The sequence below is a fragment of the Levilactobacillus suantsaii genome (assembly GCF_004115745.1).
Lineage (GTDB): Bacteria > Bacillota > Bacilli > Lactobacillales > Lactobacillaceae > Levilactobacillus > Levilactobacillus suantsaii.
Genome location: NZ_QXIL01000003.1, coordinates 127,622 through 152,675, shown reverse-complemented (window position 1 = coordinate 152,675; position 25,054 = coordinate 127,622). Strand labels below are relative to the sequence as shown.

The following is a 25,054-nucleotide window of genomic DNA, read 5'->3' as shown; positions in this document are numbered from 1 at the left end:
GTTAATTAAAAACAGAGCGTAAAAAGAGTCTGAGAAAATTTTCTCAGACTCTTTTGGTTGAACGATAGTTAGTGAACGTCGTCGCGGAACAGGCCAACGACTTTACCCAGGACGGTAACCTGGTTCAAGATGATGGGCGCCATAGTGTCGTTTTCCGGTTGGAGCCGGTAGTGGTCAGCTTCCTTAAAGAAACGCTTGCACGTGGCTTCATTTTCTTCGGTCATGGCAATGACAATATCGCCGTTGTCTGCGGTTTGCTGGCGACGAACGATGACTTGGTCACCATTCAAAATGCCGATGTTGATCATACTCTCGCCCCGGATAGTCAGCATGAAGAGCTGATCTTCGCTGTTTTCAAATTCTGGGGGAACCGGGAAATAGTCCGTGGCTTCCTGGACCGCTAGAATGGGGGTCCCAGCAGTGACGGTACCCAAAACAGGAATTTGCGTTTGTTGTTCGTGCACGCCTAATTCCTCGAGGCCCGCGGGGGTCACTTCGAGGGCCCGGGGTTTCGTGGGGTCTTTAATCAAGAAGCCCTTTTTTTCTAGGCGGGCGATGTGGCCATGGACCGTGGACGTTGACGACAGCGCCACGGCCTCGCCGATTTCACGAACGGTCGGTGGGTAACCCTTCTCGTTAACGCGTTCCCAGATAAACCGTAAGACGGCGATTTGTTTACTTTCAGAAGCTTTAGTCATTGTGTACCACCTCGTTCGTCAGTCATAGTTGAATTTACCCCAATTCTAGCATAGCTAGCGGTCATTTTCAAACAGATGTTCGGCTAAATCAGTTGAATTCTGAAAATAACCCTGATATGATAAGGGATGTTTTGAAACCTTAACTCAAATAACGTACTTTAAACGAAAGGAGCGTGGGTGTTTCATGGCAGAAGACGCGATGACGCCGTTGCTGGCGCGCATCAATGAATTGGCCCACAAAGCCAAGTCCACGGGACTGACCGCAGCGGAGAAATCCGAGCGTGCCGATTTACGGCAACAATACTTGAAGCTCTTTCGCCAAAGCTTCCGGAGTCAGGTTGAAATGATGCAGGTCTACGACAAGAACGGGAAGGAAGTTACTCCCGAAAAAGTTCGCCGCATTCAACGTGATAAGGGCTTACGGGACGATTAACTAACGAGAGTGGGTCTTTTTGGAGATTCACTCTTTTATTTTGTTCGCAGGTTGTGTAGAATTACATAGTGAATGCTTTTATAAGGGAGGGAAATGTCTTGTCAACTGGAATTTGGATTCTGATTGTGATCGTCGTCGGGCTTGCCGGTGCTTTAGCAGGTTTCTACGGGGCGCGCAAATACATGGAAAAATATTTAAGAGACAATCCGCCTATTAACGAAGACCAATTACGGGTCATGATGTTACAGATGGGACAGAAGCCGTCGCAACGGAAACTTCATCAGATGATGACCGCCATGCAACAGCAAGCTCGTAACAGCAATAAGAAGAAGTAAGCGGTCAACTTCCGACTCGTCGCCAGCACTTTTGGGCGATGAGTTTTTTAATGGCCTTTTTACGGGTGTTGGCTAGACTTATGAGAGCCATCATCATATAATTTTAATTGAATTCTAATCTTAGGAGGGATGCCGCTTGACAATCTTTAAAAAACTAATGTGGTATTTTCGGCTAGAATGGCGGCGCTATACGATTGGAGTCCTCGGCCTGCTCTTAACAGCCATTATTGCCATCATTCCTCCCCGCATCATCGGGAACATGGTCGATAGTATTCACGGCCGTACCATGACGGGGTCGTTGCTGGCCGTAGACTTACTCCTAGTTGCAGGGGCAGCGTTAGCCCAGTATGGCAGTCGGTACATGTGGCGAACGGCCATCTGGGGCGGGGCGGCTCGGTTGGAACAACTTTTACGGGACCGGCTCTTTCAGCACTTTATGCGCATGGACCGGACCTTTTATCAACGTTACCGCACCGGAGATTTGATGGCTCACGCCACTAACGACTTGGAAGCCGTCCAACGGGTCGCCGGTGGGGGGATCTTGCAGTTTGCTGATGCCATCATTACCGGTGGCACCAAGTTGATCGCTATGATGGCCTTGATCAATTGGCGTTTGACGTTATTGGCCGTGGTACCATTCCCGTTCCTGGCGATTGTCTCCTGGATTTTGGGGCAAAAGATTCACCGGGCGTTTGGCCAATCCCAGGCGGCTTTTTCGCGCTTGAATAATAAGGCACAGGAAAGTATCAGTGGTATCAAGGGCATTAAGGCTTTGGGCCAGGACCAGGCCGATGTCGATGACTATAATCAACAGATCGCTCGGACCATCGACATCAACCGGCACGTGAACCGACTCGATTCGTTGTTCGACCCGGCCATCACGCTGATTATTTCCATTTCTTACGTGGCGACCATCGTCTTAGGGGGCCTCTTTGTGCTGCACGGCACCATTACGATTGGAAATTTGGTTTCTTTCATTAGCTACCTGGCGATGATGGTGTGGCCAATGTTTGCGGTTGGGATGCTCTTCAATACTATGGAACGGGGCAATGCCAGTTATGATCGGGTCATGGAACTTCTGGACCAAAAGAGTCAGATTATCGACCGGACGGACGGGATTGCCACCCGACCACGGGGGGCACTGAATTATCACGTGGCGACCTTTAATTACCCCAACGACACGCAGACCAGTTTGCATCAGATCGATTTTGACCTGGCGGCGGGGCACACATTGGGTCTCGTTGGGCGGGTCGGTTCCGGAAAATCAACCATTATGAAGCTGATTTTACGGGAATTTGACCAGTACACCGGTGAAATTAAATTCGGTGGCCATCCAATCAAAGATTACGCACTCGACAGCTACCTACCGGCTATCGGGTACGTGCCGCAGGAAAGTTTTTTATTTTCCGATACGGTCTTTGAAAATATTCGCTTCGCCAAGGCTAACGCCACTCAAGCCGAAGTCGTGGCGGCGGCTCAAAAGAGTGATTTGGCCCATCAAATCGACCAATTACCGGAGGGGTATGATACCCAGGTCGGTGAAGAGGGTATCTCTCTGTCTGGAGGGCAACGACAGCGGTTGGCGATTGCCCGGGCCTTATTGATCAATCCGGAACTTCTGATTTTAGACGATGCCTTATCCGCCGTCGATGCGGAGACCGAGACCAAAATCTTGGCCAACTTACGCGCCGAACGAGCCGATAAAACCACGATCATTTCGGCGCACCGGTTGAGTTCAGTGATGAACGCTGATGAAATCATCGTGTTAGACCACGGTCACATTGTTGAACGGGGGACCCACGATGACTTGATGGCGGCTCAGGGCTGGTACGCCGAGATGTTTACGGAACAACAACTAGAAACACGGGTGAAAGGAGGAACGTCCAATGGCCGTTAAAGCGCATGAATCTGCGTGGGCTCACAGTATGACCACCAAGGAGCAACTGACCGTGATCGGTCGCTTGCTGAAATTTGCCGCCCCGTATAAGTGGTTCTTTATCGGGTCGGTGATTTTATCGGCCATTATCAGTGGTATCAACGTCCTCTTACCCTGGTTACTGCAAACCTACATGGACCGTTATTTGCGTAACGGCTCCGCAACGCTAGCCATTATGTGGCTGTTTGCCGGACTCTATTTCTTGGGGATGGTGATGCGAGCCGTGACCCAGTTTTGGCAAAATTACACGAGTACCATGGGTGCCGAGTACATGCTTGAAAGTGTCCGGCGCAAGATGTTTGCCGATTTGCACGGCAAGGGGATGCGCTACTTTGACCAAACTCCAGGGGGCTCCATTCTATCGCGGTTAATGAACGATACCATGACCTTTTCCAATTTCTGGGCGTTACTGAACACGTTGATTTTAGCGATTTTTGCCGTGATTTCATCGTTTGCCGCGATGGCGGCGACCGATTGGACCGTGGCCTTGGCGACGTTAATCTTAATCCCGTTTCTATTTTGGGTGATTTGGTACTATCAACGCTTCAGTTCTCGAGTCTACCGCCGCATGCGGGAACGCTTGAGTGAGCTGAATACGAAGCTCAGTGAAGCCATTACCGGGATTACCGTGATTCAAGAATTTCGCCAGGAACACCGGATGTCGAAGGGCTTTGAAAAGACCAATCGCGCCTACTACGGGACGCGACGGGCCATGATTCGGACCAATTCGCTCCTCTTGAGCCCCATGATTAATCTGTTTTACGCGTTAGGTACGGTCGTCGTTTTGGGCCTCTTTGGCCTCCGCGGGATGCACCAAATTGTAGCTGCCGGGGTCGTCTACGCGTTCATCACTTACCTGAACAACTTTTATAGTCCGATGAGTCAAATGATGGATAGTTTGAGTGATTTTCAAAACGGGATGGTCGCTGGTTCCCGGGTCATGCGGATCCTCGATGACCGGACCCTGGCACCAGCACAAAATCCCAACGCGGACACCAACGCGAAGATTACGCGCGGTAAAGTTGAATTTCGGCACGTGACCTTCGCTTACGACCAGGACCATCCGGTGTTAAAAGACGTGTCGTTCGTGGTGGAACCCGGCCAGACAGTGGCCCTCGTGGGTGAAACTGGGTCGGGAAAGACCTCGACCATTAACGTACTGATGCGCTTCTACGAGTTTCAAGGCGGGCAAGTACTCATTGATGACCGGGACATCCGGGATTACCCAGCGGCTGAATTGCGGGCCAAGATGGGCTTAGTGTTGCAGGAGCCACAACTATTTTACGGGGATATCCAGAGTAATATCCGGATGTTTAACCCGCAGATTACGGATAGCCAGGTGGAACAGGCCGCCAAGTTCGTCCAAGCCGATGACTTTATTGAGCGCCTGCCGCAGAAGTACGCCACGCCCGTGCTGGAACGGGGGACCGAATACTCGGCGGGACAGCGACAGCTGATTACCTTTGCTCGAACTGTGGTCACCGACCCTAAAATTTTGATTTTGGATGAGGCGACGGCAAACGTAGATACGGAGACCGAGACCATGATTCAGACCGGTTTGAGTCGTATCCAGGAAAACCGAACGACCGTCGCCATCGCACACCGCTTGTCCACCATCCAAAACGCAGATTTGATCCTGGTCTTACATCAGGGCTGCATCGTGGAGCGGGGGACCAACGCGAGTCTGATGCAGCAACACGGCTACTACTACGACATGATTCAATTACAAAACGCCGCGCATCAGTAATGGTGATGACAAAAAAACGACCGGAAGATTCTCCGGTCGTTTTTGATTACTCTTGCTTGTGTTTTTTGCCCGTTACATCGACGTAGTGGAAGTTTGGGTTGATTTCCTGGTCGAGTTGGTCAAAGGCTTGCTGCATTTGTTGCTCGATCTGCGCTTGCCCCGCCTCGTCTAACTTTAACTTGCGATCGATGGTAATGGGTTTACCGTAAGCGATGGTGACGCGGTGCCGGGAAAATAATTGCTTAAACGTTAACGGTCCCTGATAAACGGTTGGGATCAATGGCACCTTCGCCATCTTGGCGATGACGGCGGCCCCGCCTTTAAGTTCGGCAGAATGCCGACTACCAGACGGGAAAATGATGAGCGACAGGTCGCCCTGACGCAGAGTCCGGACCGGCGTTTTAATCACCGATGGTCCCGGATTATCACGATTTACCGGAAAAGCATTGGCATGACGCAAAATCCATCGTAAAATTGGATTTTGGAATAACTCTTCCTTCGCCATGAAGCTAAATTTCCGGGGACTGGCGCCCAGTGCAAAGTAGACGGGGTCAAACCAGGTTCGGTGTGGCCCCACCAGGATATAGGGCCCAGTTGGTAAGTCTTCACGGTGTAGGTAGGTTGCGCGGCCGTTAACAATCGCTAGTAAGACGCGAACCAGACCGCGTAAAAACGAATAGAACATGTATGACGCACTCCTCTCGCAACGCGACTCTATTTATCTAGTATGCAAAAAAAGGAGCGCCGTTGCAAGTGATCTCGCATGTTTTGAAAGGATGAGGGGTTTAAATGACAGCACCAAATTTACGTCCGGGTGAACGCGTCGACCAGTTGTATAGTCAGGACATTCAAATTATTCAAAGTCCCGACGTGTTTGCATTCTCACTGGACGCCGTGCTCCTCGCGGACTTTGCCCGGCTTCCCTTAAAAACCAGTAGTCACACGGTGGATCTGTGTGCCGGCAACGGGGCCGTGGGGTTATTTATGAGTCATAAAACGAAGGGGACCATTAGCGAGGTGGAACTTCAGCCGCGATTAGCCGATATGGCTAATCGCAGTGTAGCGCTGAACGGCTTAACGGCACGGATGCCAGTCTACCAGGGTGATTTGGCCGATGTGACACAGTGGATCCCCAAAGATTCAACGGACGTGGTGACTTGTAACCCGCCGTACTTCGCGGATTCACCGGATAGTCAGAAGAACCCGAACCGCTATTTGGCCATTGCGCGCCACGAAATCACCACCACACTAGAAACGGTGGTCGCGACCACGAGTGATCTACTGAAGATGAACGGGAAGGCCTACTTTGTGCATCGTCCGGACCGCCTGTTAGAACTGCTTCAACTGATGCAAGCCCACCGACTGGCACCCAAGCGGATTCGGCTCGTTCACCCCAAGCCAGGCAAGGAAGCCAACATGGTCTTAGTTGAAGCCATCAAGGATGGCAAATCCGGCGGTCTTCGATTCTTAGCGCCGTTGCTAGTGTATACGGCGGCGGGAGAGTATACCGCAGAAGTGGGGCGACTGTTATATGGCGATTGAGCAAACTTACTATTTTTACGTGTTATTATGTGCAGACCGGTCGCTTTACGGTGGCTTTACCACCAACGTGGCGAAGCGCTTTGCCACTCATTTGGCCGGTAAAGGGGCCAAATACACCCGTTCCCACCGGCCGGTACGGGTCTTGTACCAAGAAGCCTTTACCACGAAACATGCGGCTTTGCACGCAGAGTGGGCCTTCAAACACCAGTCGCGACAACGAAAACTACGATACCTGGCGGCTCACGGGGTGACTTTGGAAAGTTAGGTGCCCCATGGCTGATTGTGGGGGATGTTTGGTTAGCATGCAATCTAGTTCAGGTGAAGATAGCGTCGTTTGGAAGCGGTTGTGGTAAGATAGGAGCGAACCATTGGTACACATAGAAGGACAAATTACTTAAGGAGGAAACGACTGTGAAAATTATTGCTTATGGAATCCGGGATGACGAACGACCATACTTAGACCAGTGGTCGCAAGCCCAAGGAATCGAGGTTAAGGCAGTTTCAGCGTTGTTAGACGAGGAAACGGCGGCTTTAGCCAAAGGGTATGACGGAGCAGTGGTTTATCAACAGAAACCTTATACCGCGGCTGTTTTGGACCAACTCGCCGCTAATGGCGTGACGAACCTGTCCTTACGAAACGTGGGGGTCGATAACGTGGATGCCGAGGCCGTGAAACGCAACGGCTTCAAGGTCACTAACGTTCCGGCCTATTCCCCAGCAGCCATTGCGGAATTTACGGTTACGGAATTACTGCGCCTATTGCGCCGGACCCCAACGTTTGACCGGAAGCAGGCCCAAGGTGACCTGCGGTGGGCACCAGACATCGCCGACGAATTGAATTCAATGACCGTCGGTATCGTGGCCACGGGGCGGATCGGACGCGCCGCTTTGAAGATTTACCAAGGTTTTGGGGCCAAGGTGATTGCCTACGATGTTTTTCATAATCCGGAATTAGAAAAACAGGGGATTTACGTGGACACCTTGGATGAGTTGTACGCCCAAGCGGATGTTATCTCCCTGCACGCACCGGCAACCAAGGACAACAATAAGATGTTGAACGCGGACGCCTTTGCGAAGATGAAGGATGGTGTGTGGATCTTGAACCCAGCCCGGGGGGCCTTGATCGACACGGATGCGCTGATTGCGGCGCTCGATAGTGGCAAGGTCGCCGGTGCGGCTCTTGACGTTTACGAAAACGAAGTTGGCATCTTCAACACGGACTTCGGGAGTTTCGACAACATTCCGGACGAACGTTTGAAGAACTTGATGAAGCGCGATAACGTTTTGGTCAGTCCCCACATTGCCTTTTACACCCGGACGGCCGTTAAAAATATGGTGCAGTATGCGTTGAATAATAATCGACAATTGATTGAGACTGGTAAAGCGGATAATGAAGTGACGTTTTAATTTGGCGACTCCTCAATAAACTAAAAAAGCAGGTCAGAACCGTTACGGTCCTGACCTGCTTTAGGTTTCAATTAGAGTTGAGCCACGCCAGTCAGCGCGAGTAGTAGTTGCTGAAGCTCAGCTGGACTTTCCACGGTTTGGTCGGGTGTCCAATCCCCATCCGGAATCTCAAAGTTGCGATGGTTGAACCAAAAAGCCTGCCAACCGGCTTGCTTAGCGGCCCGGATATCCAGGCTGTAGCAGTCGCCCACGTAGACGATTTCGCTCGCCCGCAATTTCAAGCGTCGATTCATCATGGTAAAGATTTGGGGATCCGGTTTAGCGACACCGGCTTCTTCTGAAGTCAGAATCGTTTGCCGGTCGATCCAACGTTGCATATGCAAGCGCATGACCTTGGCCAATTGATAATCGGTCTGACCGTTAGTAATGATGCCCAGCTGATATTGGGCTTTGAGTCGGTTTAAGACGGTGGCTAAGCCTGGAAAAAGTGCGATGTGCTGGAGTTTATGAGTGTAAGCGTCCTGAAAGGCCGCCGCCGCTTCCGGCGTTACCGGTGGTAAGTCCTGTGCGTGCAGGGCCGTGTTGAGGCGAGTTACCTCCCACTCCGCTATATTTTTACGGCTCAAAAAGGATTTGGTCAGTTGACCACTTTGCCGCCGGTACGCCTGAAACGTCCGGGTCAAATCGAAGCTGGTTGGTAGTTGAATGATGGGTGCTAAGGCGGCGACGAACGGCGCCTTTTGGTCATAGAGCGTGTCATCAACATCAAAGACGACCGCTTTTATCATGTGCAGTTCCTCCTGTCTAAGTTCCCTAGCAGTGTATCATATCTCTAGGCGAAAGCCAATTTTTTCTAAAGTTTTCATTCTTTTACCTTGTGTTTAGGGTGGGGGTTTTGTATAATAATTGTCGGTGCGTATGCGCCAATTCACACCTCGCGTGATGGTCGCGGGGGTGCTCGTTAAGAGTTCCGCGACCAACTGAGCGTGGGGGAGGAAATCAAAAACTATTTGGAGGCATTTTATCATGGCTGTTATTTCAATGAAACAATTGCTTGAAGCCGGTGTCCACTTTGGTCACCAAACGCGTCGTTGGAACCCGAAGATGAAGCAATACATCTTCACGGAACGGAACGGCATCTACATCATCGACTTGCAAAAGACGGTGAAGTTAATCGATGCAGCTTACAACTACATGAAGACGGAAGCATCTAAGGGTGCGGTCGTTCTGTTCGTAGGGACTAAGAAGCAAGCACAAGACTCCATCGAAGAAGAAGCAACGCGGGCTGGCCAATTCTACGTTAACCACCGTTGGTTAGGTGGAACTTTGACGAACTGGGAAACCATTCAAACGCGGATCAAGCGTCTGAAGGACTTGAAGAAGATGGGTACTGACGGCACGTTTGACGTCTTACCTAAGAAGGAAGTTTCCTTACTCAAGAAGTCCCAAGACAAGTTGGAACAGTTCTTAGGCGGTATCGAAGACATGCCTAAGTTACCAGACGTCTTGTTCATCGTTGACCCACGCAAGGAACAAATCGCGGTCCACGAAGCCCAAAAGTTGAACATCCCGATCGTAGCCATGGTTGATACCAACACTGACCCTGACGACATCGATGTTGTAATTCCATCTAACGATGACGCTATCCGGGCTGTCCGTTTGATCACTTCAACGATGGCTGATGCCATTGTGGAAGGCCGTCAAGGCGAAGACCAAGTTGACGAAAAGACTTTCACTAAGAAGGATGACGCTGCCAAGGATAACAAGGCTAAGTCTGACAACCCCATGGAAGACATCGTGAACGCCGTTGAAGGCGACAACAAGTAATTAATTAAATGCGGGGTCCCCAATCCGGGACTTTCCAAATATACGCTTTAAAGCACCTTAGGCTGGCTTAATAAGGACCGTTAATGGCCTGAGATTGAGTCAGCCTTTTTTAGGTGTAAACGTGATTGATGATAAAAGGAGGCCATTAGACATGGCAAGCAAGATTACTGCGGCACAAGTTAAAGAATTACGTGATAAGACGCAAGTCGGCATGATGGACGCGAAGAAGGCTTTAGTTGCTTCCGAAGGCGACATGGACAAGGCAATCGATTTCCTGCGGGAAAAGGGGATTGCTAAGGCCAAGAAGAAGAGTGGCAACGTTGCGGCCAACGGTTTAGCTAAGGTAGAAATCGCGGGCAACACCGCTGCAATCATCGAAGTTAACTCCGAAACCGACTTCGTGGCTACTAACGACACGTTCAACGGCTTAGTTGACACGGTGGCTGATACCATTGCGAAGCAACAACCAGCTGACTTGGACGCTGCCTTAGCGTTGAAGACGGCTGATGGCGAAACCTTGAACGACGCCATCATCAAGACCACGCAAGTCACCAGCGAAAACGTTCAATTGCGTCGGTTCGCTGTGGTCAAGAAGACCGACGATCAAGTCTTCGGGGCTTACTTACACCAAGGCGGTCAAATCGCGGCCGTTGTGGTCTTAGACGGTGCCGATGAAGCAACGGCTAAGGATGTGGCCATGCACGTCGCCGCCATCAACCCAGAATTCGTCTCCAAGGACGACATTCCGGCTGATCGGTTGGCTCACGAACGTGAAGTTTTGAAGCAAGAAGCTCTGAACGAAGGTAAGCCAGAAAAGATCGTCGAAAAGATGGTCGAAGGCCGTTTACACAAGTTCTTATCCGAAATCAGCTTAGCTGACCAACCATTCGTGAAGGATGGCGACCAAACTGTGGGCCAATTTGTGGCTAGCAAGGGCGGTAAGTTAGTAAACTTTGTACGGTACGAAGTTGGTGAAGGCATCGAAAAGCCAACGGTTGACCTGGCCAAGGAAGTTAACGACCAAATCAACGGTTAATTTTTGAGGAATAAGCGTAGCCACTTCACGGGGGCTACGCTTTTCTTATAAGCCGATTTTTAAGGGAACTGCGTGAATTCACGGTTCTCGACTATCACTAACTCTGGGAATATGATAGAATTGTTCTCAGAATACAATAGGAGGAAACGCAATGGCGGACGTAAAGTATCAGCGCATCATGTTAAAGCTTAGTGGTGAGGCCCTCGCCGGTGACAAGGGGTTTGGGATCAACCCACCAGTGATTAAGACGGTTGCTCAGGAAATTCGCGACGTCTACAACTTAGGAGTCCAAATCGCAATTGTTGTCGGTGGTGGCAACATGTGGCGGGGCGTTGCGGGTTCTCAGATGGGCATGGAACGGGCTCAGGCCGATTATATCGGGATGCTGGCCACCATCATGAATGCGCTCGCACTGCAAGACAACTTGGAATCCATTGGGGTACCAACGCGCGTGCAGACGTCGATTGAGATGCGACAAATTGCCGAACCTTATATCCGACGGAAGGCGATTCGCCACTTAGAAAAGAAACGGGTCGTGATCTTTGCCGGAGGGACGGGGAGTCCGTACTTCTCGACCGACACGACGGCCGCTTTGCGGGCCGCAGAAATTAACGCCGACGCCATCTTGATGGCGAAGAACGGCGTGGACGGCATTTATTCAGCCGATCCGAAGAAGGATCCGAATGCGGTCAAGTTTGATAAATTGACGCAACTGGATATTATCAATAAAGGTTTACACGTCATGGATACGACGGCCAGTTCGTTCTCCATGGATAATGATATTCCGGTGGTGGTCTTCAACCTCAATGAGGATGGCAACATTCGTAAGGTCGTTGAAGGGGCCAACATTGGAACGACAGTTTACAGTAAGGGGTAAAGACAGATGGCAGATCAGATAATTACGACAGCAGCAAGTAAAATGAAGAAGGCCGAGGACGCCTTAAAGCGTGAATTAGGCACGATTCGGGCTGGCCGGGCCAACGCCAGCATCTTGAGTCGGGTCATGGTCGATTATTACGGCCAATCGACACCGTTGAACCAGGTGGCATCTATTACGGTGCCGGAACCACGGGTCCTGATGATCACTCCTTTCGATAAGTCCGCCCTGGACAATATCGAAAAGGGTATCTTGGAATCCGACGTCGGTATCACGCCGTCCAATGATGGCTCGGCCATTCGGTTGGTCATTCCGCAATTGACGGAGGAACGCCGTAAGGAAATCGCCAAGCAGGTCAAGGCCACGGCCGAAGAGGGTAAAGTCGCCGTTCGCAATGTGCGGCGTGAAGCCATGGACGGTCTGAAGAAGGGCCACAAGTCTGGCGATTACACCGATGACCAACTGCACCAGTTGGAAGACCAAGTGCAAAAGGAAACCGACAAGGCCATCAAGGGCGTCGAAGACATTGCGGCGGATAAGGAAAAGGAAGTCTTGACGGACTAGTTGGCAATTTAGATAGGGAGTGCTGAATGATGGCAGAAGACAATCAACAAGATCAAGATAACGTTGAAATTACCCCGGGTTCTAAAGAATTTGGGAAAATGGTGTTCCGGTTGAATAACCCGGTCAACGCCGAGAACGTCTCGGTCTTAAACTACAATGGGGCCGAATTACAGGAGATCCAAGACGGGGTCTACGCTCAACCGGCGTTTGTCAGTGACGACTTCAACCTGTTCTTCGTGGTTACTCAATTGATTGGGGACGATTGGATTGTCGCTTTCTCGAAGGCAACGATTGAGAACGGCAACGAGATTACCGATTTATCCGATCCGATTCCGACTGGCGAAGGCTTAAATATGTTGGGGAGTGTGAGCGCCGATGACGCCAACAACCTCTTGAGCTATTTTGGCACGTTAGTCGATGCGAAGCGCGGCGAGTGGCGGTTAATCGAGTAGTCAACGCAAAGCTAAAGTTTTCGCTCAATTTCGGGGCTAGGATAGTATCCTGGCCCTTTTTTTGTTAAGATGAGAGGTTGTAAAGAGCAATGGAGGTGCACTGTGTTCTCATTTTTAAATAAAGATCAACAAACCGGCGAGGTGGCGGAAGCGCAACTCGACGAAGACAACATCCCCGCCCACATTGCCATTATTATGGACGGGAACGGTCGCTGGGCCCAGCAACGGCATCTGCCGCGGGTCGCGGGCCATAAACAAGGTATGAACACGGTCAAGACCGTGGCCAAGGCAGCCAGTCAACTGGGGGTCAAAGTGCTGACGTTGTATGCCTTTTCGACCGAAAATTGGAAACGACCGACGGCGGAAGTGAACTACCTGATGAAGTTGCCCGTGGACTTCTTCGGGACCTTCGTGCCTGATTTGGTCAAAAATAATATCCGGGTGCGGGTCATGGGCTACACCGAGGCTTTACCGCAAGCCACCCGCACGGCCGTGGCCAACGCCATTGCGGATACGAAAGACTGTACGGGCATGGTGCTCAACTTTGCCTTGAACTATGGCGGTCGCGCCGAAATTGCGACGGCTATGCAGACGTTGGGCCAGCAGGTCCAGGCAGGGACGCTAAAGCCGGCCGATATCGATGAGGACCACATTACCCAACAGTTGATGACGGCCAGTCTAGGCGACTTACAGGATCCAGATCTACTGATTCGGACCAGTGGCGAAGAACGTCTGTCGAATTTCATGTTATGGCAGGTCGCCTACAGTGAATTTGTCTTCATGCAGGTCCACTGGCCAGATTTTGACCAGACGACCTTGGAACAGGCCATCTATCAGTATCAACAACGGCATCGCCGGTTTGGTGGGCTAACGAAGTAACGAACTTAAATTTTGTCTTATTGAGGAGCGTAAATTATGAAACAACGGGTTATTACGGCGGTTGTGGCCTTAATCATCTTTATTCCGATTATCATCGCCGGTCATGTGTGGATCGATATCGCAGCCTTCGCCTTAGGGTTGGTGGCGTTGTCGGAAGTCTTAGTGATGCGGAAAAAGTTGCTGGTCAGTCCCGAAGCTTGGATTTCCGGGCTGGGAATCTTGGTGGTGATTGCGCCCAATACTTTATGGACCAATTTACCGGGGCACTTGAACCCGTGGTACATCACCTACCTGTTCGTCATGCTGCTCTTGTTGCGGACCGTGGTTTCCCGCAACCGGTTCTCGTTTGACGACGCCGGGGTCATCACATTGAGTATGCTCTATATCGGGATGGGCTTTCACTATTTCATCGCGGCGCGGGCCGTCAGCTTAGTGGCGTTGCTTTACGCGTTGTTTATCGTGTGGACCACCGACTCAGGGGCGTACATGCTCGGCCGAAAATTTGGGCGACACAAGCTCGCACCCCACATCAGTCCGAACAAGACCTGGGAAGGGTCTATTGGTGGGTCGTTAGTCGCCACCATTATTGGTTCCGTGTTCTGGGCGTTCTTCCCGATTGGCCATTACAGTCTCTTTACGATGATCATTCTCACGTTACTCTTTTCTATCGTGGGGCAGTTCGGTGACCTGGTTGAATCGGCCTTGAAACGGTATTACGGGGTCAAGGATTCTGGCCGGATCTTACCTGGTCACGGGGGAATTTTGGACCGGTTTGATAGTTTACTGTTAGTTCTGCCAGTCATTCACCTATTTGGGTTAATCTAAATCGGAAGTTGGCTCTTGCCTTGCGTTGGTTCCGGGGCTAGGGTATGCTATGAGACAGCGATTTATGATGACACAAGGATAATTTACGGACTGAGAAAGGGACGAAATCTGTGATTACAACGATTATTGCCTTTATCATTGTCTTCGGCATCCTCGTGATTGTACACGAATTTGGCCATTTTTATTTTGCCAAACGCGGTGGCGTACTCGTGCGCGAATTTTCGATTGGGATGGGCCCCAAGCTCGTTTATCACCGGGGTAAGGACGGGACAACTTATACGTTGCGTCTTTTGCCAGTGGGTGGTTACGTGCGGATGGCCGGAGCTGAAGATGACGAAGAAGAACTCAAACCGGGGACACCGGTGAGCTTATACGTTGGCGCTGACAGTACCGTTGAACGAATCAATACTAGCAAGAAATCAACGTTGTTCAATGGAATCCCACTGGAAGTCACGGCAACAGATTTGGAAAATGACCTCTGGATCGAAGGCTACGAAAACGGGGATGAATCAGCAGTTAAACGTTATTCAGTAGCGCATGACGCCACGATTATTGAATCTGATGGGACCGAATTAAGAATCGCGCCACGCGATGTCCAGTTCCCATCGGCCTCGTTAGGGCGCCGGTTGATGACCAACTTTGCTGGCCCGATGAATAACATTTTGTTGGCAATCGTGGCCTTTATGTTGATGTCGTTGGCCCAAGGGGGCGTGGTCACCGGGACCAATCAGATTCAAGTCTCCGGGTCGCCGGTGACCGTTGCTCAAAAGGCGGGCGTTAAGACCGGGGACAAGATTCTCGCGGTTGAAGGCCAGCGGACCAAAGATTGGACGGCCTTGAGCGAAGCCATTCAGCCTCGGGCCAATAAGCGGACCACACTGACCGTGAACCGCAATGGCAAGACCCAAAAAATCACGCTCACGCCGCAGGGCCAAAAGTCGAACGGCAAGACCGTGGGAATGATTGGCATCACCCAATCGCAGGATAAAAACATCGGTGCCATTTTGGTTTCTGGTTTTACCCAGACTTGGACCATGACCAAGTTACTCTTCGGGGCGCTGTGGCACATGGTCTCCGGCCACTTTAGTTTAAACGACTTGGGCGGGCCGGTCGCTATCTTTGCGACGACGTCTCAGGCCACCCAGTTGGGACTAGTCGGTATCTTGAACTTTTTGGCTTTCTTATCGATCAACTTAGCGATTGTCAATTTATTACCAATTCCAGCCTTGGATGGTGGTAAAATATTATTAAACCTAATTGAAGCCGTTCGCCGTAAACCACTCTCCGAAAACGTGGAAGCAGGGATTACCTTGGTTGGGGTGGCCTTTTTGGTCCTCCTGATGCTGTTGGTAACTTGGAACGATATCGAACGCTACTTTATTCGGTGATTTAGGACGTAACGAGAAGGGAATATTTAACTATGAAGCAATCTAAACTACTCATTCCAACTTTGAAAGAGGTCCCGAACGATGCGGAAGCCCTCAGCCATCAGATGATGCTGCGGGCCGGGTACATTCGGCAGGTCACGGCGGGGATGTACGCCTACTTACCGCTGGCTTATCAGGTCTTGACTAACATTGAAACGATTATTCGCGAGGAAATGGCCAAGATTGATGCCGTGGAAACCTTGATGCCGGCAGTCTTACCGGCCTCTTTGTGGAAGGAGTCTGGCCGTTACGACACCTATGGGCCGAACTTATTTAAATTCAAGAATCGGCACGATAGTGATTTCATCTTGGGGCCAACGCACGAAGAGACCTACACCATGTTAGTGCGGGATGCCGTTAAGTCGTACAAACGATTGCCTCTTGTCATGTATCAAATCCAATCGAAGTATCGGGATGAAGACCGGCCGCGGTATGGGTTACTGCGGGGCCGCGAATTTATCATGAAAGATGGGTATTCCTTTACCTTAAATGATGAGGACCTGGACCGCATCTACGATCAAATGGAAGGTGCCTATGAACGCATCTTTAACCGTATCGGCTTGAACTACCGGGCTATCGTGGGTGATGGGGGTGCCATGGGCGGCAGTGATTCCAAGGAGTTCTCCGCGATTGCGCCCGTCGGTGAAGACACCATCGTCTATTCCGACGCGTCTGATTACGCGGCCAACCTGGAGATGGCCAAGAGCCTCTTCATCAGTAAGAAGTCCCACGCGCCGTTGGCCGATTTAAAGAAGATTGACACGCCGGGGGTCCACAGCATTGATGACTTGGCCGATTTCTTGCAGGTCAAGGCCAACACATTGGTCAAGACCATGTTCTACATGGCGAACAAGGACCAACCCGTCTTAGTCTTGGTCCGCGGTGACCACGAGGTCAATGAGACCAAGTTGAAGAACTACTTAAATGCCGACTACCTGGACCCGGCCACGGCTGAAGACGCCCAGAAATACTTGGGCGCTAACTTTGGGTCACTGGGACCGGTCGGTGTTGGGGATGACGTCAAGATCTTGGCTGACCAGTACGTGGGCGATATGGTCAACGTGGCAGTTGGGGCGAACGAAGATGGCCACCATTACACGAATGCCAACGTTGATCGCGACTTTCGGGTCGACGCCTATGCGGATTTACAGACCGTTCAACCAGGCGATTTATCGCCGGATGGTGCCGGGGTCTTGAAGTTTACTAAGGGGATTGAAATTGGCCACATCTTTAAGTTAGGGACTCGGTATTCCAAGGCCTTAGGCGCTACGGTGTTGGATGAGAATGGCCGGCAAAAGCCAGTCGTCATGGGCTCTTACGGGATTGGAGTCAGTCGGTTGTTGTCGGCGGTGGCCGAACAAAATGCTGATGAGAACGGCCTGGTTTGGCCGCGTAGCATTGCCCCGTATGACATTCACCTGATTCCGGTCAACTTGAAAAAGGCCGAACAGGCGGAACTGTCGCAGGACTTAGAAAAACAATTGACCGCAGCCGGTTACCGGGTCTTAGTGGATGACCGCAAGGAACGGCCGGGCGTTAAGTTCGCCGATTCCGATTTGATTGGGATTCCGGCGCGCATCACGGTCGGTAAAAAGGCTGGCGAAGGAATCGTCGAAATCAAGATTCGAAAAACCGGGGAAACGGTTGAAGTCATTAAAGATGAAGTGGCCAGCACCATGGAAATCTTATTCAAGGATAACGATTAATTTTCCCGTGAAAAGACCAGTTCGGGTTGGCTGGTCTTTTTTCGACGGCAGAAATAGGAGGAAGGAGTTTTCTCGTGGACGAAGATCGGCATAGCTTATTTGAGAAGTTATTACAACAGTTAGGACTCAGCCAGTGGGCTGATCAGGAGAATTTTAAGACGGCCACTTTGGAACGTTTGACCGTACACGAAAAGTCGCGGCGCTGGCATTTTTACTTACAGTTCCCACAGATTCTCCCATACGAAACGTTCGTCACGTTCCACCAAAAATTACAGGTGGCTTTTCACGATATTGCGACGGTCTCGGCTAGTTTCATCACGACCGACGCACAGTTGACTAACCGGGCTCTGGGAGATTACTGGTTGTGGGTGGTCCAAAATAGTGGACTGACTAACAATCTGGTGCAAGAGTTGCGCCAATCACGGGTTCCCGAATTAGATGCCGGCAATCGGGTTTTGCTGTACGCGCAAAACGAAGTCATCAAGGACTTTTTGCAGAACCAGGCCTTGGGGCCATTGGAAGCCACGTACCGGCAGGCCGGGTTCCCCAAATTCAACATCCAGGTGATGGTCGACGAATCTCAATCGCAAGCTAAGATTGAGGAGTTTAAGGCCCAACGGGAAAAGACCGATGCGCAGTTGGCCCAGCAAGCCGCTGCAGCGATTCAAAAGGCCAATCAGAAACGCCAAAGTCAACAGCAAAGCGGTGAGGTTCAACCCGCTAGTGGGCCGACTCAAATTGGGAAGACCATCAAGGGTGATCAACCAATTATGCAGATGGCCGACATCACCCAGGAAGAACGTTCAGTAGTGGTCGAAGGTTATATTTTCGACAAAGAAATCCGGAAGTTACGGTCGGGTCGGCAACTGCTGACCTTAAAGATCACGGACTACACCTCGTCCATCGTGGTGAAGAAGTTTTCCCGTGGCGCCGAAGATGAGGCTCAGTTCGCTGGGGTCAATGAAGGCGACTGGGTCAAGGTTCGGGGGAGTGTCCAGGAAGACAGCTTCATGCGGGATTTGGCGTTGAACGCCTACGACATCAACCAAGTCAAGCACGCGAGCCGCCGAGACACAGCGCCCGCTGACCAGAAGCGCGTGGAACTCCATCTGCACACCACGATGAGCCAGATGGACGCGACTAATCCTATTGGGGATTTTGTGGACCAGGCCAAGAAGTGGGGGATGCCCGCACTGGCCATTACAGACCACGCCGACGTCCAAGGTTTTCCCGCTGCCTTTAATGCGGCCTCGAAAGCGGGCGTCAAGATGCTGTATGGGGTCGAAGCTAACCTGGTCGATGATGGGGTCCCAATTGGCTATAATAGTGCCCACACGCCGTTAGATGGTGCGACTTACGTGGTCTTTGACGTGGAAACGACGGGCCTGTCCGCCATTTATGATAAGGTCATCGAATTGTCGGCGGTCAAGATGCAACATAAAAACGTCGTTGACCAGTTCGAAGAGTTTATCGATCCGGGCTTCCCGTTGTCCGAACAGACCACGAATCTGACCAGTATCACCGACGATATGGTGGCCGGCTCTAAGAGTGAAAAGGACGTTTTTGCGGCCTTTCGCGAGTTCTGTGGCGACGCCATCATCGTGGGACATAACGTCACGTTTGACGTGGGCTTCATGAATACTGGTTATAAGCGGCATGGGATGCCAGAGATTGGTAACCCGATCATTGATACCCTGACCCTAGCGCGTTGGTTGTACCCGACGCTTAAGAGCTACCGGTTGAACACGCTAGCCAAACGCTTCCACGTCAGTTTGGAACACCATCACCGGGCCGTTTACGATGCGGAGTCGACTGGTCATCTGAATTACCTGTTCTTGAAGGACGCCGAGGAACGTTATCACGTCCAGTACCACGACCAATTGAATGATCACATGACCGATAACGATGCGTACAAGCACGCGCGGCCGAGTCACGCCATTATTCTGGCCAAGACGCAGGCCGGATTGAAGAACATGTTCAAGCTGGTCTCCGAATCAAATGTGAATTATTTCTACCGGGTACCGCGGGTTCCTCGTAGCATTCTCGAACACTACCGTGAGGGTCTGATCGTCGGCTCGGCTTGTTCGTCAGGCGAAGTCTTTACGGCGATGATGCAAAAGGGAAAGGTCGAAGCCGAAGCTAAGGCCAAGTACTACGATTACCTGGAAGTCCAACCGCCACAGGCTTACCAACCGTTATTGGATTCGGGCTTGATTGCGGATAAAGACCACCTCCACGAAATCATTCAAAATATCATCGACCTGGGTCACGAGCTGGGAAAGCCAGTGGTCGCGACTGGCGATGTGCACTACTTGAACCCCAACGATGCGATTTACCGGAAGATTTTGATCCATTCGCAGGGGGGCGCTAACCCGCTGAATCGCCAGGAGTTACCGCCGGTGCCGTTTTTGAGCACTAACGAGATGCTCGACCAATTCTCATTTTTGGACGAGCAAACGGCCCAAGAGATCGTGGTCACCAACACCCAGAAGATTGCGGACGAAATCGATGAGATTCACCCGTTAAAAGACAAACTGTACACGCCGCGGATGGCCGGTGCCGAAGACGAAATCCGCGAGCGGACTATGGCCACGGCCCACGCTTGGTACGGGGATCCCTTACCAGAACTGGTCCAACACCGGGTCGACCGGGAGTTGAAGTCCATTATCGGTAACGGGTTCTCCGTGATTTATTTGATTGCCCAACGGTTAGTTGCCAAGTCCAACAAGGACGGGTACTTGGTTGGGTCGCGGGGGTCCGTGGGGTCCAGTGTGGTTGCCACCCTGACCGGAATCACCGAGGTCAACCCGTTGCCACCGCACTACCGTTGTCCGAACTGTCAATATTCGCACTTCTATACCAAAGGGGAATATAGTTCCGGCTACGATTTGCCCGAAAAGAAGTGCCCGAAGTGTGGTACCTTGATGATCGGTGACGGTCATAACATCCCGTTTGAAACCTTCTTAGGGTTCAAGGGGAACAAGGTCCCCGATATCGATTTGAACTTCTCTGGGGACTACCAACCGATTGCCCATAACTACACCAAAGTTTTGTTCGGTGAGAAGAACGTGTACCGGGCCGGAACGATTGGGACCGTGGCCGACAAGACGGCTTACGGCTATGTTAAAGCTTACGAGCGCGACACGGAACAGACCTTCCGTGGGGCCGAAATCGACCGCCTTGCCAAGGGGGCGACCGGGGTCAAACGGACCACCGGCCAACACCCGGCCGGGATTATCGTTGTGCCGGACTACATGGACATTTACGACTTCACACCGATCCAGTACCCGGCTGACGACCAAAACGCCGCCTGGCAAACGACCCACTTCGATTTCCATTCGATTCACGATAACATCTTGAAAATCGATATTCTGGGACACGATGACCCGACTATGATCCGGACCTTGCAAGACCTGTCCGGGGTCGACCCGACCACGATTCCCATGGATGATCCAGGCGTGATGGCCTTGTTCTCCGGGACAGATTCGCTGGGCGTGACACCCGAGCAGATTCAATCCAAGACGGGGACACTGGGGGTCCCGGAATTTGGGACCCGGTTCGTGCGGGGGATGTTGGAACAGACTCACCCACAGAACTACTCCCAACTATTACAGATTTCCGGGTTGTCTCACGGGACCGATGTGTGGTTAGGTAATGCGGACGAGCTGATTAAAAACGGCACGGCGACGATTGCCAACGTTATCGGGTGTCGGGATAACATCATGACCGACTTGATCAACTACGGCTTGGACTCCGAAACCTCGTTTCAAATCATGGAACAGGTCCGGCACGGTCGGGGCATCAAGGACGAGTGGCAGGATAAGATGCGGGCCACCGACGTACCTGAGTGGTACATCGACTCGTGTTTGAAGATCAAGTACATGTTCCCCCGGGCCCACGCGGCCGCTTACGTCTTGATGGCGTTACGGGTGGCGTACTTCAAGGTCTACTTCCCGATTATTTATTACGCGGCATACTTCTCCGTGCGGGCCGATGACTTTGACGTCGTGGCCATGTCGCAAGGAAAGACGGCGGTCAAAGCAGCCATGAAGGCCATCAATGACCAGGGGATGGACGCGTCAGCAAAGGACAAGAACCTGCTGACCGTGCTCGAACTGGCTAACGAAATGCTGGAACGGGGCTTTGAGTTCAAGATGATTGACTTGGAAAAATCCGATGCGGCCAACTGGATCATCGAGGGTAACACCTTGATTGCACCGTTCCGGGCTGCTCCAGGGCTGGGGTTGAACGTGGCCAAACAGATTGTGGCTGCTAGAAACGACCGGCCGTTTATTTCCAAGGAAGACTTGGCTAAGCGGGGGAAAGTCTCCAAGACGTTGATCGACTTCATGACTGAGAATGGCGTCTTACAGGGACTGCCAGACGAGAACCAGCTCAGCCTGTTCGATGATTTAATGTAACCCTTAATTTGCCGGATTTACGGGTGAGTAAACGCTTTCAAAACCCTTAAAACGTGATATACTAAAGTTGAGAAGTTCAATAACTCTTGAACAAGTTAATCACGAAGGCGGGTGTTCACCATGTTACAGCAATTTATTCGGTTACCAGATGGTTGGATCTTTTTTCTGGGGTATTGTTTGATCGTGTCGGGTTACGTCTTTTGTGGCCTGGTGGCTAGTGTGATTGCACGCCCGTTTCTGGCTCTGGTCATTGCGTACTTCCTGGTGGCGTTTTGCCTGACCTTAGGGAAGGTCTTGGCGTTACGCCACTTGGAGTTGGCCCAGTTGGATTTTCTAGTGTTTGAATTTATTACGTTAGCGGGATTCATCATCGTCTTGGGAACGAGTGCGTAAACGGGCGCAAGAGTTGCAATCTACCGGTAACTGTAGTAAAGTTAAGAATGTAATTAAACTCGTTTTTAAATGAGTGAGCAGCCATGCTCACTCTTTTTAATGGATAAATATAGGAGGCGGAATTTATTTGAGTACAGTCGTCGAGACCGTGACGAACTTGGTTCAACCAATCGTTGCCCGTCATCAGTTCGAATTGGTTGATGTGGAATTCGTAAAAGAGGGTCAGGGTTGGTATCTACGCGTCTATATTGATAAGCCCGCGGGCATTAGCATTGAAGAGTGTGCGACCGTGAGTGATGAATTGTCGGAACAACTGGATGCCATCGATCCAGATCCGATTCCCCAGGCGTATTTCTTGGAAGTGTCGTCGCCGGGTGCTGAACGGCCATTGAAGAAGCCGGCCGACTTTGAACGGGCCGTCGGGCAATACATCCACGTATCCTTGTACCAAAAGATTGGTCCTAGCAAGGTCTACGAAGGAACGCTAGAAAAATTGACTGCCGAGCAACTGGATTTACGGGTCAACTTAAAGGGGCGTTTCAAGACCTTTGAGATTCCCCGCACGGCCATTGCACAGGCACGGTTAGCCATTAAGTTCTAAATTTTAAGGAGCGAAAGACAACATGAGTAAAGAACTACTGGGCGCCCTAGACGTCCTCGAAACCGAAAAGGGTATCAAAAAAGAAATCGTGATTGAAGCCCTAGAAGCGGCCTTAGTGTCCGCCTACAAGCGCAATTACGACCAAGCCCAAAACGTGGAAGTCAACTTTGACCAACGCAAGGGAGACATTCACGTCTTTGCCGTGAAGAAGGTCGTCGATCAGGTCTACGATTCTCGCTTGGAAGTTAGCTTAGACGAAGCTTTAGCAATCAATAAGGGCTACGAATTAGGCGACGATATCAAATTTGAGGTCACGCCCAAGAACTTTGGTCGGATTGCCGCGCAAACGGCTAAACAGGTTATTATGCAACGGGTCCGTGAAGCTGAACGTAATATCATCTACGACCAATACAGCCAGTATGAAAACGAAATCGTCACGGGAGAAGTTGAACGTCAAGATACCCGGTTCGTTTACGTCAATCTGGGGAAGGTCGAAGCCGTCATGGGCCGTCAAGACCAGATGCCGAACGAAACCTACCGGATTCATGACCGTATCAAGGTCTACGTCACCCGGGTGGAAAATGCCACCAAGGGTCCCCAGGTCTTCGTCAGCCGGACAGCTTCAGACTTACTGAAGCGCCTGTTTGAACAAGAAGTACCAGAAATCTACGATGGGACCGTGGAAATCATGGCGATTGCCCGCGAAGCTGGCGACCGCGCTAAAATTGCCGTTCGGTCGAACAACCCCGACATCGATCCCGTGGGAACTAGTGTTGGTCCCCGGGGACAACGGGTCCAAACCATCGTGAACGAACTCGGTGGCGAAAACATGGACATCGTGGAATGGACCGATGACGAAGCTAAGTTCATCGCCAATGCGTTGAATCCGGCTGAAGTCTTGGACGTCATCTTTGACCCGAATAACGAACGGGCTTGTGAAGTCGTTGTGCCGGATTATCAGTTATCCTTAGCCATCGGTAAGCGGGGGCAAAATGCCCGGTTGGCCGCCAAGTTGACCGGTTATAAGATCGATATTAAATCAGAATCTGAAGCATCTGCTATAATGGAAGCTGAACAAAACGCTGACGCGGAGACGACGCCGGCGGATGATTCTGCTACGGATGCCCCGGTCGACGACGCGACTGATGATGCGTCGGCAACGGATGAGGACGTTACGTCGGCTGCTTCGACAACGGATGCGACTGACGGTGCCGATTCTGCGGCAACTACCGACGATGCGGCGGACGATACCGCAACGACGAATGATGCAACTACTGATCAGGATGACGACGCGGCCAACTAGGCCCTAGCTTAAAGGAGGTTTTGGAGCCATGAAACAACGAAAGATTCCGATGCGTAAAGATATCGTCACCGGAGAGATGGCACCGAAGAAACAATTGGTTCGCGTGGTGCGTAACCAAGCCCAAGAAGTTAGTTTGGACCCGACTGGGAAGCAATCCGGCCGGGGGGCTTACATTAGTTTGAACGTCGACGTCGCCAAAAAAGCCAAGAAAGAGCGGACGTTTGACCACGTTTTTGGCGTGAAGATCGACGACCAGTTCTACGATGACTTGATTGCCTACGTGGATCACCAACAGGCACGGCGGGAATTATTCGACCATGACTAATGCCCAACGTGCGTTACAATTATTAGGCCTCGTCCGGCGAGCGGGAAAACTCATTACCGGTGAAACGTTCGTCCTCGCGGCGATTCGCAACGGGTCAGCTAAACTGGTCTTACTGGCCAGTGATGCCGGCAGTAGTAGCCAAAAACAGTTCCGCGATAAGGCGGCAAGCTATGAGGTAGCGTTAAACGAGACCTTTACGAAAGACCAACTGAGCACGGCGATTGGGTCGGCGCGGACGGTCATTGCTATTACCGATCCGGGATTCGTCCGGAAGTTACAACAATTACTTGCTGACTAACCATTGACGTTCTCGTGATCGA

At 51.3% G+C, this 25,054-nt stretch carries 25 protein-coding genes; 22 read left to right on the top strand and 3 right to left on the bottom strand.

Annotated features, from left to right (window positions below; all coding sequences use genetic code 11):
- Positions 1-68 precede the first annotated feature (68 nt).
- A complete protein-coding gene (gene lexA, locus DXH47_RS02760; RefSeq protein WP_129031555.1) occupies positions 69-698 on the bottom strand; it encodes a transcriptional repressor LexA in 630 nt (209 codons plus the stop codon).
- A 184-nt stretch (positions 699-882) separates the two neighbouring features.
- On the opposite strand from lexA, the gene DXH47_RS02755 reads away from it, so the two are divergent.
- The 4 genes from DXH47_RS02755 to DXH47_RS02740 all read left to right on the top strand — a co-directional run bounded on the left by DXH47_RS02755 (position 883) and on the right by DXH47_RS02740 (position 5,149).
- A complete protein-coding gene (locus DXH47_RS02755; RefSeq protein ID WP_129031554.1) occupies positions 883-1,131 on the top strand; it encodes a DUF896 domain-containing protein in 249 nt (82 codons plus the stop codon).
- A gap of 98 nt (positions 1,132-1,229) precedes the next feature.
- Positions 1,230-1,466 carry a YneF family protein gene (locus tag DXH47_RS02750; RefSeq protein WP_129031553.1) on the top strand — a complete coding sequence of 79 codons (237 nt, stop codon included), beginning with the start codon at positions 1,230-1,232 and terminating at the stop codon, positions 1,464-1,466.
- A gap of 136 nt (positions 1,467-1,602) precedes the next feature.
- Positions 1,603-3,363, top strand: a complete 1,761-nt coding sequence (locus DXH47_RS02745) for an ABC transporter ATP-binding protein (protein ID WP_129031552.1) — start codon at positions 1,603-1,605, stop codon at positions 3,361-3,363.
- Positions 3,353-5,149 (top strand): ABC transporter ATP-binding protein, encoded by a 1,797-nt coding sequence (locus DXH47_RS02740; protein ID WP_129031551.1) that lies wholly within the window; start codon positions 3,353-3,355, stop codon positions 5,147-5,149. Before DXH47_RS02745 ends, DXH47_RS02740 begins: the two co-directional genes overlap by 11 nt.
- A gap of 46 nt (positions 5,150-5,195) precedes the next feature.
- On the opposite strand, the gene DXH47_RS02735 is transcribed toward DXH47_RS02740, so the two are convergent.
- Positions 5,196-5,834, bottom strand: coding sequence for a lysophospholipid acyltransferase family protein (locus DXH47_RS02735; protein ID WP_129031550.1), 639 nt, complete (start codon positions 5,832-5,834; stop codon positions 5,196-5,198).
- 104 nt (positions 5,835-5,938) lie between these two features.
- Between DXH47_RS02735 and DXH47_RS02730 the strand changes: the two genes are divergently transcribed.
- From DXH47_RS02730 to DXH47_RS02720, 3 genes are all read left to right on the top strand, one after another.
- A complete protein-coding gene (locus DXH47_RS02730; RefSeq protein ID WP_129031549.1) occupies positions 5,939-6,691 on the top strand; it encodes a tRNA1(Val) (adenine(37)-N6)-methyltransferase in 753 nt (250 codons plus the stop codon).
- The gene (locus tag DXH47_RS02725) at positions 6,681-6,956 is read left to right on the top strand and encodes a GIY-YIG nuclease family protein (RefSeq protein WP_129031548.1); all 276 of its coding nucleotides are present in this window, start codon (positions 6,681-6,683) and stop codon (positions 6,954-6,956) included. The genes DXH47_RS02730 and DXH47_RS02725 overlap by 11 nt, the downstream gene beginning before the upstream one ends.
- A gap of 146 nt (positions 6,957-7,102) precedes the next feature.
- Positions 7,103-8,098, top strand: a complete 996-nt coding sequence (locus DXH47_RS02720) for a D-2-hydroxyacid dehydrogenase (protein ID WP_129031547.1) — start codon at positions 7,103-7,105, stop codon at positions 8,096-8,098.
- 71 nt (positions 8,099-8,169) lie between these two features.
- Here the strand turns inward: DXH47_RS02720 and DXH47_RS02715 are convergent, their stop codons facing one another.
- Complete coding sequence (locus DXH47_RS02715; RefSeq protein WP_129031546.1) at positions 8,170-8,886, bottom strand: HAD family hydrolase; 717 nt, start codon at positions 8,884-8,886, stop codon at positions 8,170-8,172.
- Between the two features lie 238 nt (positions 8,887-9,124).
- On the opposite strand from DXH47_RS02715, the gene rpsB reads away from it, so the two are divergent.
- The 15 genes from rpsB to DXH47_RS02640 all read left to right on the top strand — a co-directional run bounded on the left by rpsB (position 9,125) and on the right by DXH47_RS02640 (position 25,032).
- Complete coding sequence (rpsB, locus tag DXH47_RS02710; protein WP_129031545.1) at positions 9,125-9,925, top strand: 30S ribosomal protein S2; 801 nt, start codon at positions 9,125-9,127, stop codon at positions 9,923-9,925.
- 151 nt (positions 9,926-10,076) lie between these two features.
- Entirely contained in the window at positions 10,077-10,961 is an 885-nt protein-coding gene (tsf, locus tag DXH47_RS02705) for a translation elongation factor Ts (RefSeq protein WP_129031544.1), read from the top strand.
- 151 nt (positions 10,962-11,112) lie between these two features.
- The gene (gene pyrH / locus DXH47_RS02700; RefSeq protein ID WP_129031543.1) at positions 11,113-11,838 is read left to right on the top strand and encodes a UMP kinase; all 726 of its coding nucleotides are present in this window, start codon (positions 11,113-11,115) and stop codon (positions 11,836-11,838) included.
- A gap of 6 nt (positions 11,839-11,844) precedes the next feature.
- Positions 11,845-12,402 (top strand): ribosome recycling factor, encoded by a 558-nt coding sequence (gene frr, locus DXH47_RS02695; RefSeq protein ID WP_129031542.1) that lies wholly within the window; start codon positions 11,845-11,847, stop codon positions 12,400-12,402.
- Between the two features lie 29 nt (positions 12,403-12,431).
- Complete coding sequence (locus DXH47_RS02690; RefSeq protein WP_129031541.1) at positions 12,432-12,854, top strand: hypothetical protein; 423 nt, start codon at positions 12,432-12,434, stop codon at positions 12,852-12,854.
- 102 nt (positions 12,855-12,956) lie between these two features.
- Complete coding sequence (locus DXH47_RS02685) at positions 12,957-13,733, top strand: isoprenyl transferase (protein WP_170954934.1); 777 nt, start codon at positions 12,957-12,959, stop codon at positions 13,731-13,733.
- Between the two features lie 36 nt (positions 13,734-13,769).
- On the top strand, positions 13,770-14,558 hold the full coding sequence (locus DXH47_RS02680; protein ID WP_129031539.1) for a phosphatidate cytidylyltransferase: 789 nt from the start codon (positions 13,770-13,772) through the stop codon (positions 14,556-14,558).
- A gap of 110 nt (positions 14,559-14,668) precedes the next feature.
- Positions 14,669-15,946 (top strand): RIP metalloprotease RseP, encoded by a 1,278-nt coding sequence (rseP, locus tag DXH47_RS02675; protein WP_129031538.1) that lies wholly within the window; start codon positions 14,669-14,671, stop codon positions 15,944-15,946.
- Positions 15,947-15,978: 32 nt separating this feature from the next.
- Positions 15,979-17,691 carry a proline--tRNA ligase gene (locus DXH47_RS02670; RefSeq protein WP_129031537.1) on the top strand — a complete coding sequence of 571 codons (1,713 nt, stop codon included), beginning with the start codon at positions 15,979-15,981 and terminating at the stop codon, positions 17,689-17,691.
- 74 nt (positions 17,692-17,765) lie between these two features.
- Positions 17,766-22,112 (top strand): PolC-type DNA polymerase III, encoded by a 4,347-nt coding sequence (locus DXH47_RS02665; protein ID WP_129031536.1) that lies wholly within the window; start codon positions 17,766-17,768, stop codon positions 22,110-22,112.
- Between the two features lie 120 nt (positions 22,113-22,232).
- Positions 22,233-22,505: a hypothetical protein gene (locus tag DXH47_RS02660; RefSeq protein WP_129031535.1), complete on the top strand. Its 273-nt coding sequence runs from the start codon at positions 22,233-22,235 to the stop codon at positions 22,503-22,505.
- A gap of 127 nt (positions 22,506-22,632) precedes the next feature.
- Complete coding sequence (gene rimP, locus DXH47_RS02655) at positions 22,633-23,106, top strand: ribosome maturation factor RimP (RefSeq protein ID WP_129031534.1); 474 nt, start codon at positions 22,633-22,635, stop codon at positions 23,104-23,106.
- A gap of 22 nt (positions 23,107-23,128) precedes the next feature.
- Positions 23,129-24,409 carry a transcription termination factor NusA gene (gene nusA / locus DXH47_RS02650; RefSeq protein ID WP_129031533.1) on the top strand — a complete coding sequence of 427 codons (1,281 nt, stop codon included), beginning with the start codon at positions 23,129-23,131 and terminating at the stop codon, positions 24,407-24,409.
- 28 nt (positions 24,410-24,437) lie between these two features.
- Positions 24,438-24,734, top strand: a complete 297-nt coding sequence (gene rnpM, locus DXH47_RS02645) for an RNase P modulator RnpM (RefSeq protein WP_129031532.1) — start codon at positions 24,438-24,440, stop codon at positions 24,732-24,734.
- The gene (locus tag DXH47_RS02640; RefSeq protein ID WP_129031531.1) at positions 24,727-25,032 is read left to right on the top strand and encodes a L7Ae/L30e/S12e/Gadd45 family ribosomal protein; all 306 of its coding nucleotides are present in this window, start codon (positions 24,727-24,729) and stop codon (positions 25,030-25,032) included. The genes rnpM and DXH47_RS02640 overlap by 8 nt, the downstream gene beginning before the upstream one ends.
- Positions 25,033-25,054: the final 22 nt, after the last annotated feature.

Coding starts and splice junctions, on each gene's coding strand:
- DXH47_RS02690 (WP_129031541.1), top strand. CDS start 12,432: ATGGCAGAAGACAATCAACAAGATCAAGATAACGTTGAAATTACCCCG.
- DXH47_RS02670 (WP_129031537.1), top strand. CDS start 15,979: ATGAAGCAATCTAAACTACTCATTCCAACTTTGAAAGAGGTCCCGAAC.
- nusA (WP_129031533.1), top strand. CDS start 23,129: ATGAGTAAAGAACTACTGGGCGCCCTAGACGTCCTCGAAACCGAAAAG.
- DXH47_RS02680 (WP_129031539.1), top strand. CDS start 13,770: ATGAAACAACGGGTTATTACGGCGGTTGTGGCCTTAATCATCTTTATT.
- DXH47_RS02735 (WP_129031550.1), bottom strand. CDS start 5,834: ATGTTCTATTCGTTTTTACGCGGTCTGGTTCGCGTCTTACTAGCGATT.
- DXH47_RS02715 (WP_129031546.1), bottom strand. CDS start 8,886: ATGATAAAAGCGGTCGTCTTTGATGTTGATGACACGCTCTATGACCAA.
- lexA (WP_129031555.1), bottom strand. CDS start 698: ATGACTAAAGCTTCTGAAAGTAAACAAATCGCCGTCTTACGGTTTATC.
- pyrH (WP_129031543.1), top strand. CDS start 11,113: ATGGCGGACGTAAAGTATCAGCGCATCATGTTAAAGCTTAGTGGTGAG.
- DXH47_RS02730 (WP_129031549.1), top strand. CDS start 5,939: ATGACAGCACCAAATTTACGTCCGGGTGAACGCGTCGACCAGTTGTAT.
- rpsB (WP_129031545.1), top strand. CDS start 9,125: ATGGCTGTTATTTCAATGAAACAATTGCTTGAAGCCGGTGTCCACTTT.
- tsf (WP_129031544.1), top strand. CDS start 10,077: ATGGCAAGCAAGATTACTGCGGCACAAGTTAAAGAATTACGTGATAAG.
- DXH47_RS02660 (WP_129031535.1), top strand. CDS start 22,233: ATGTTACAGCAATTTATTCGGTTACCAGATGGTTGGATCTTTTTTCTG.
- DXH47_RS02740 (WP_129031551.1), top strand. CDS start 3,353: ATGGCCGTTAAAGCGCATGAATCTGCGTGGGCTCACAGTATGACCACC.
- DXH47_RS02640 (WP_129031531.1), top strand. CDS start 24,727: ATGACTAATGCCCAACGTGCGTTACAATTATTAGGCCTCGTCCGGCGA.
- DXH47_RS02725 (WP_129031548.1), top strand. CDS start 6,681: ATGGCGATTGAGCAAACTTACTATTTTTACGTGTTATTATGTGCAGAC.
- DXH47_RS02755 (WP_129031554.1), top strand. CDS start 883: ATGGCAGAAGACGCGATGACGCCGTTGCTGGCGCGCATCAATGAATTG.
- rnpM (WP_129031532.1), top strand. CDS start 24,438: ATGAAACAACGAAAGATTCCGATGCGTAAAGATATCGTCACCGGAGAG.
- frr (WP_129031542.1), top strand. CDS start 11,845: ATGGCAGATCAGATAATTACGACAGCAGCAAGTAAAATGAAGAAGGCC.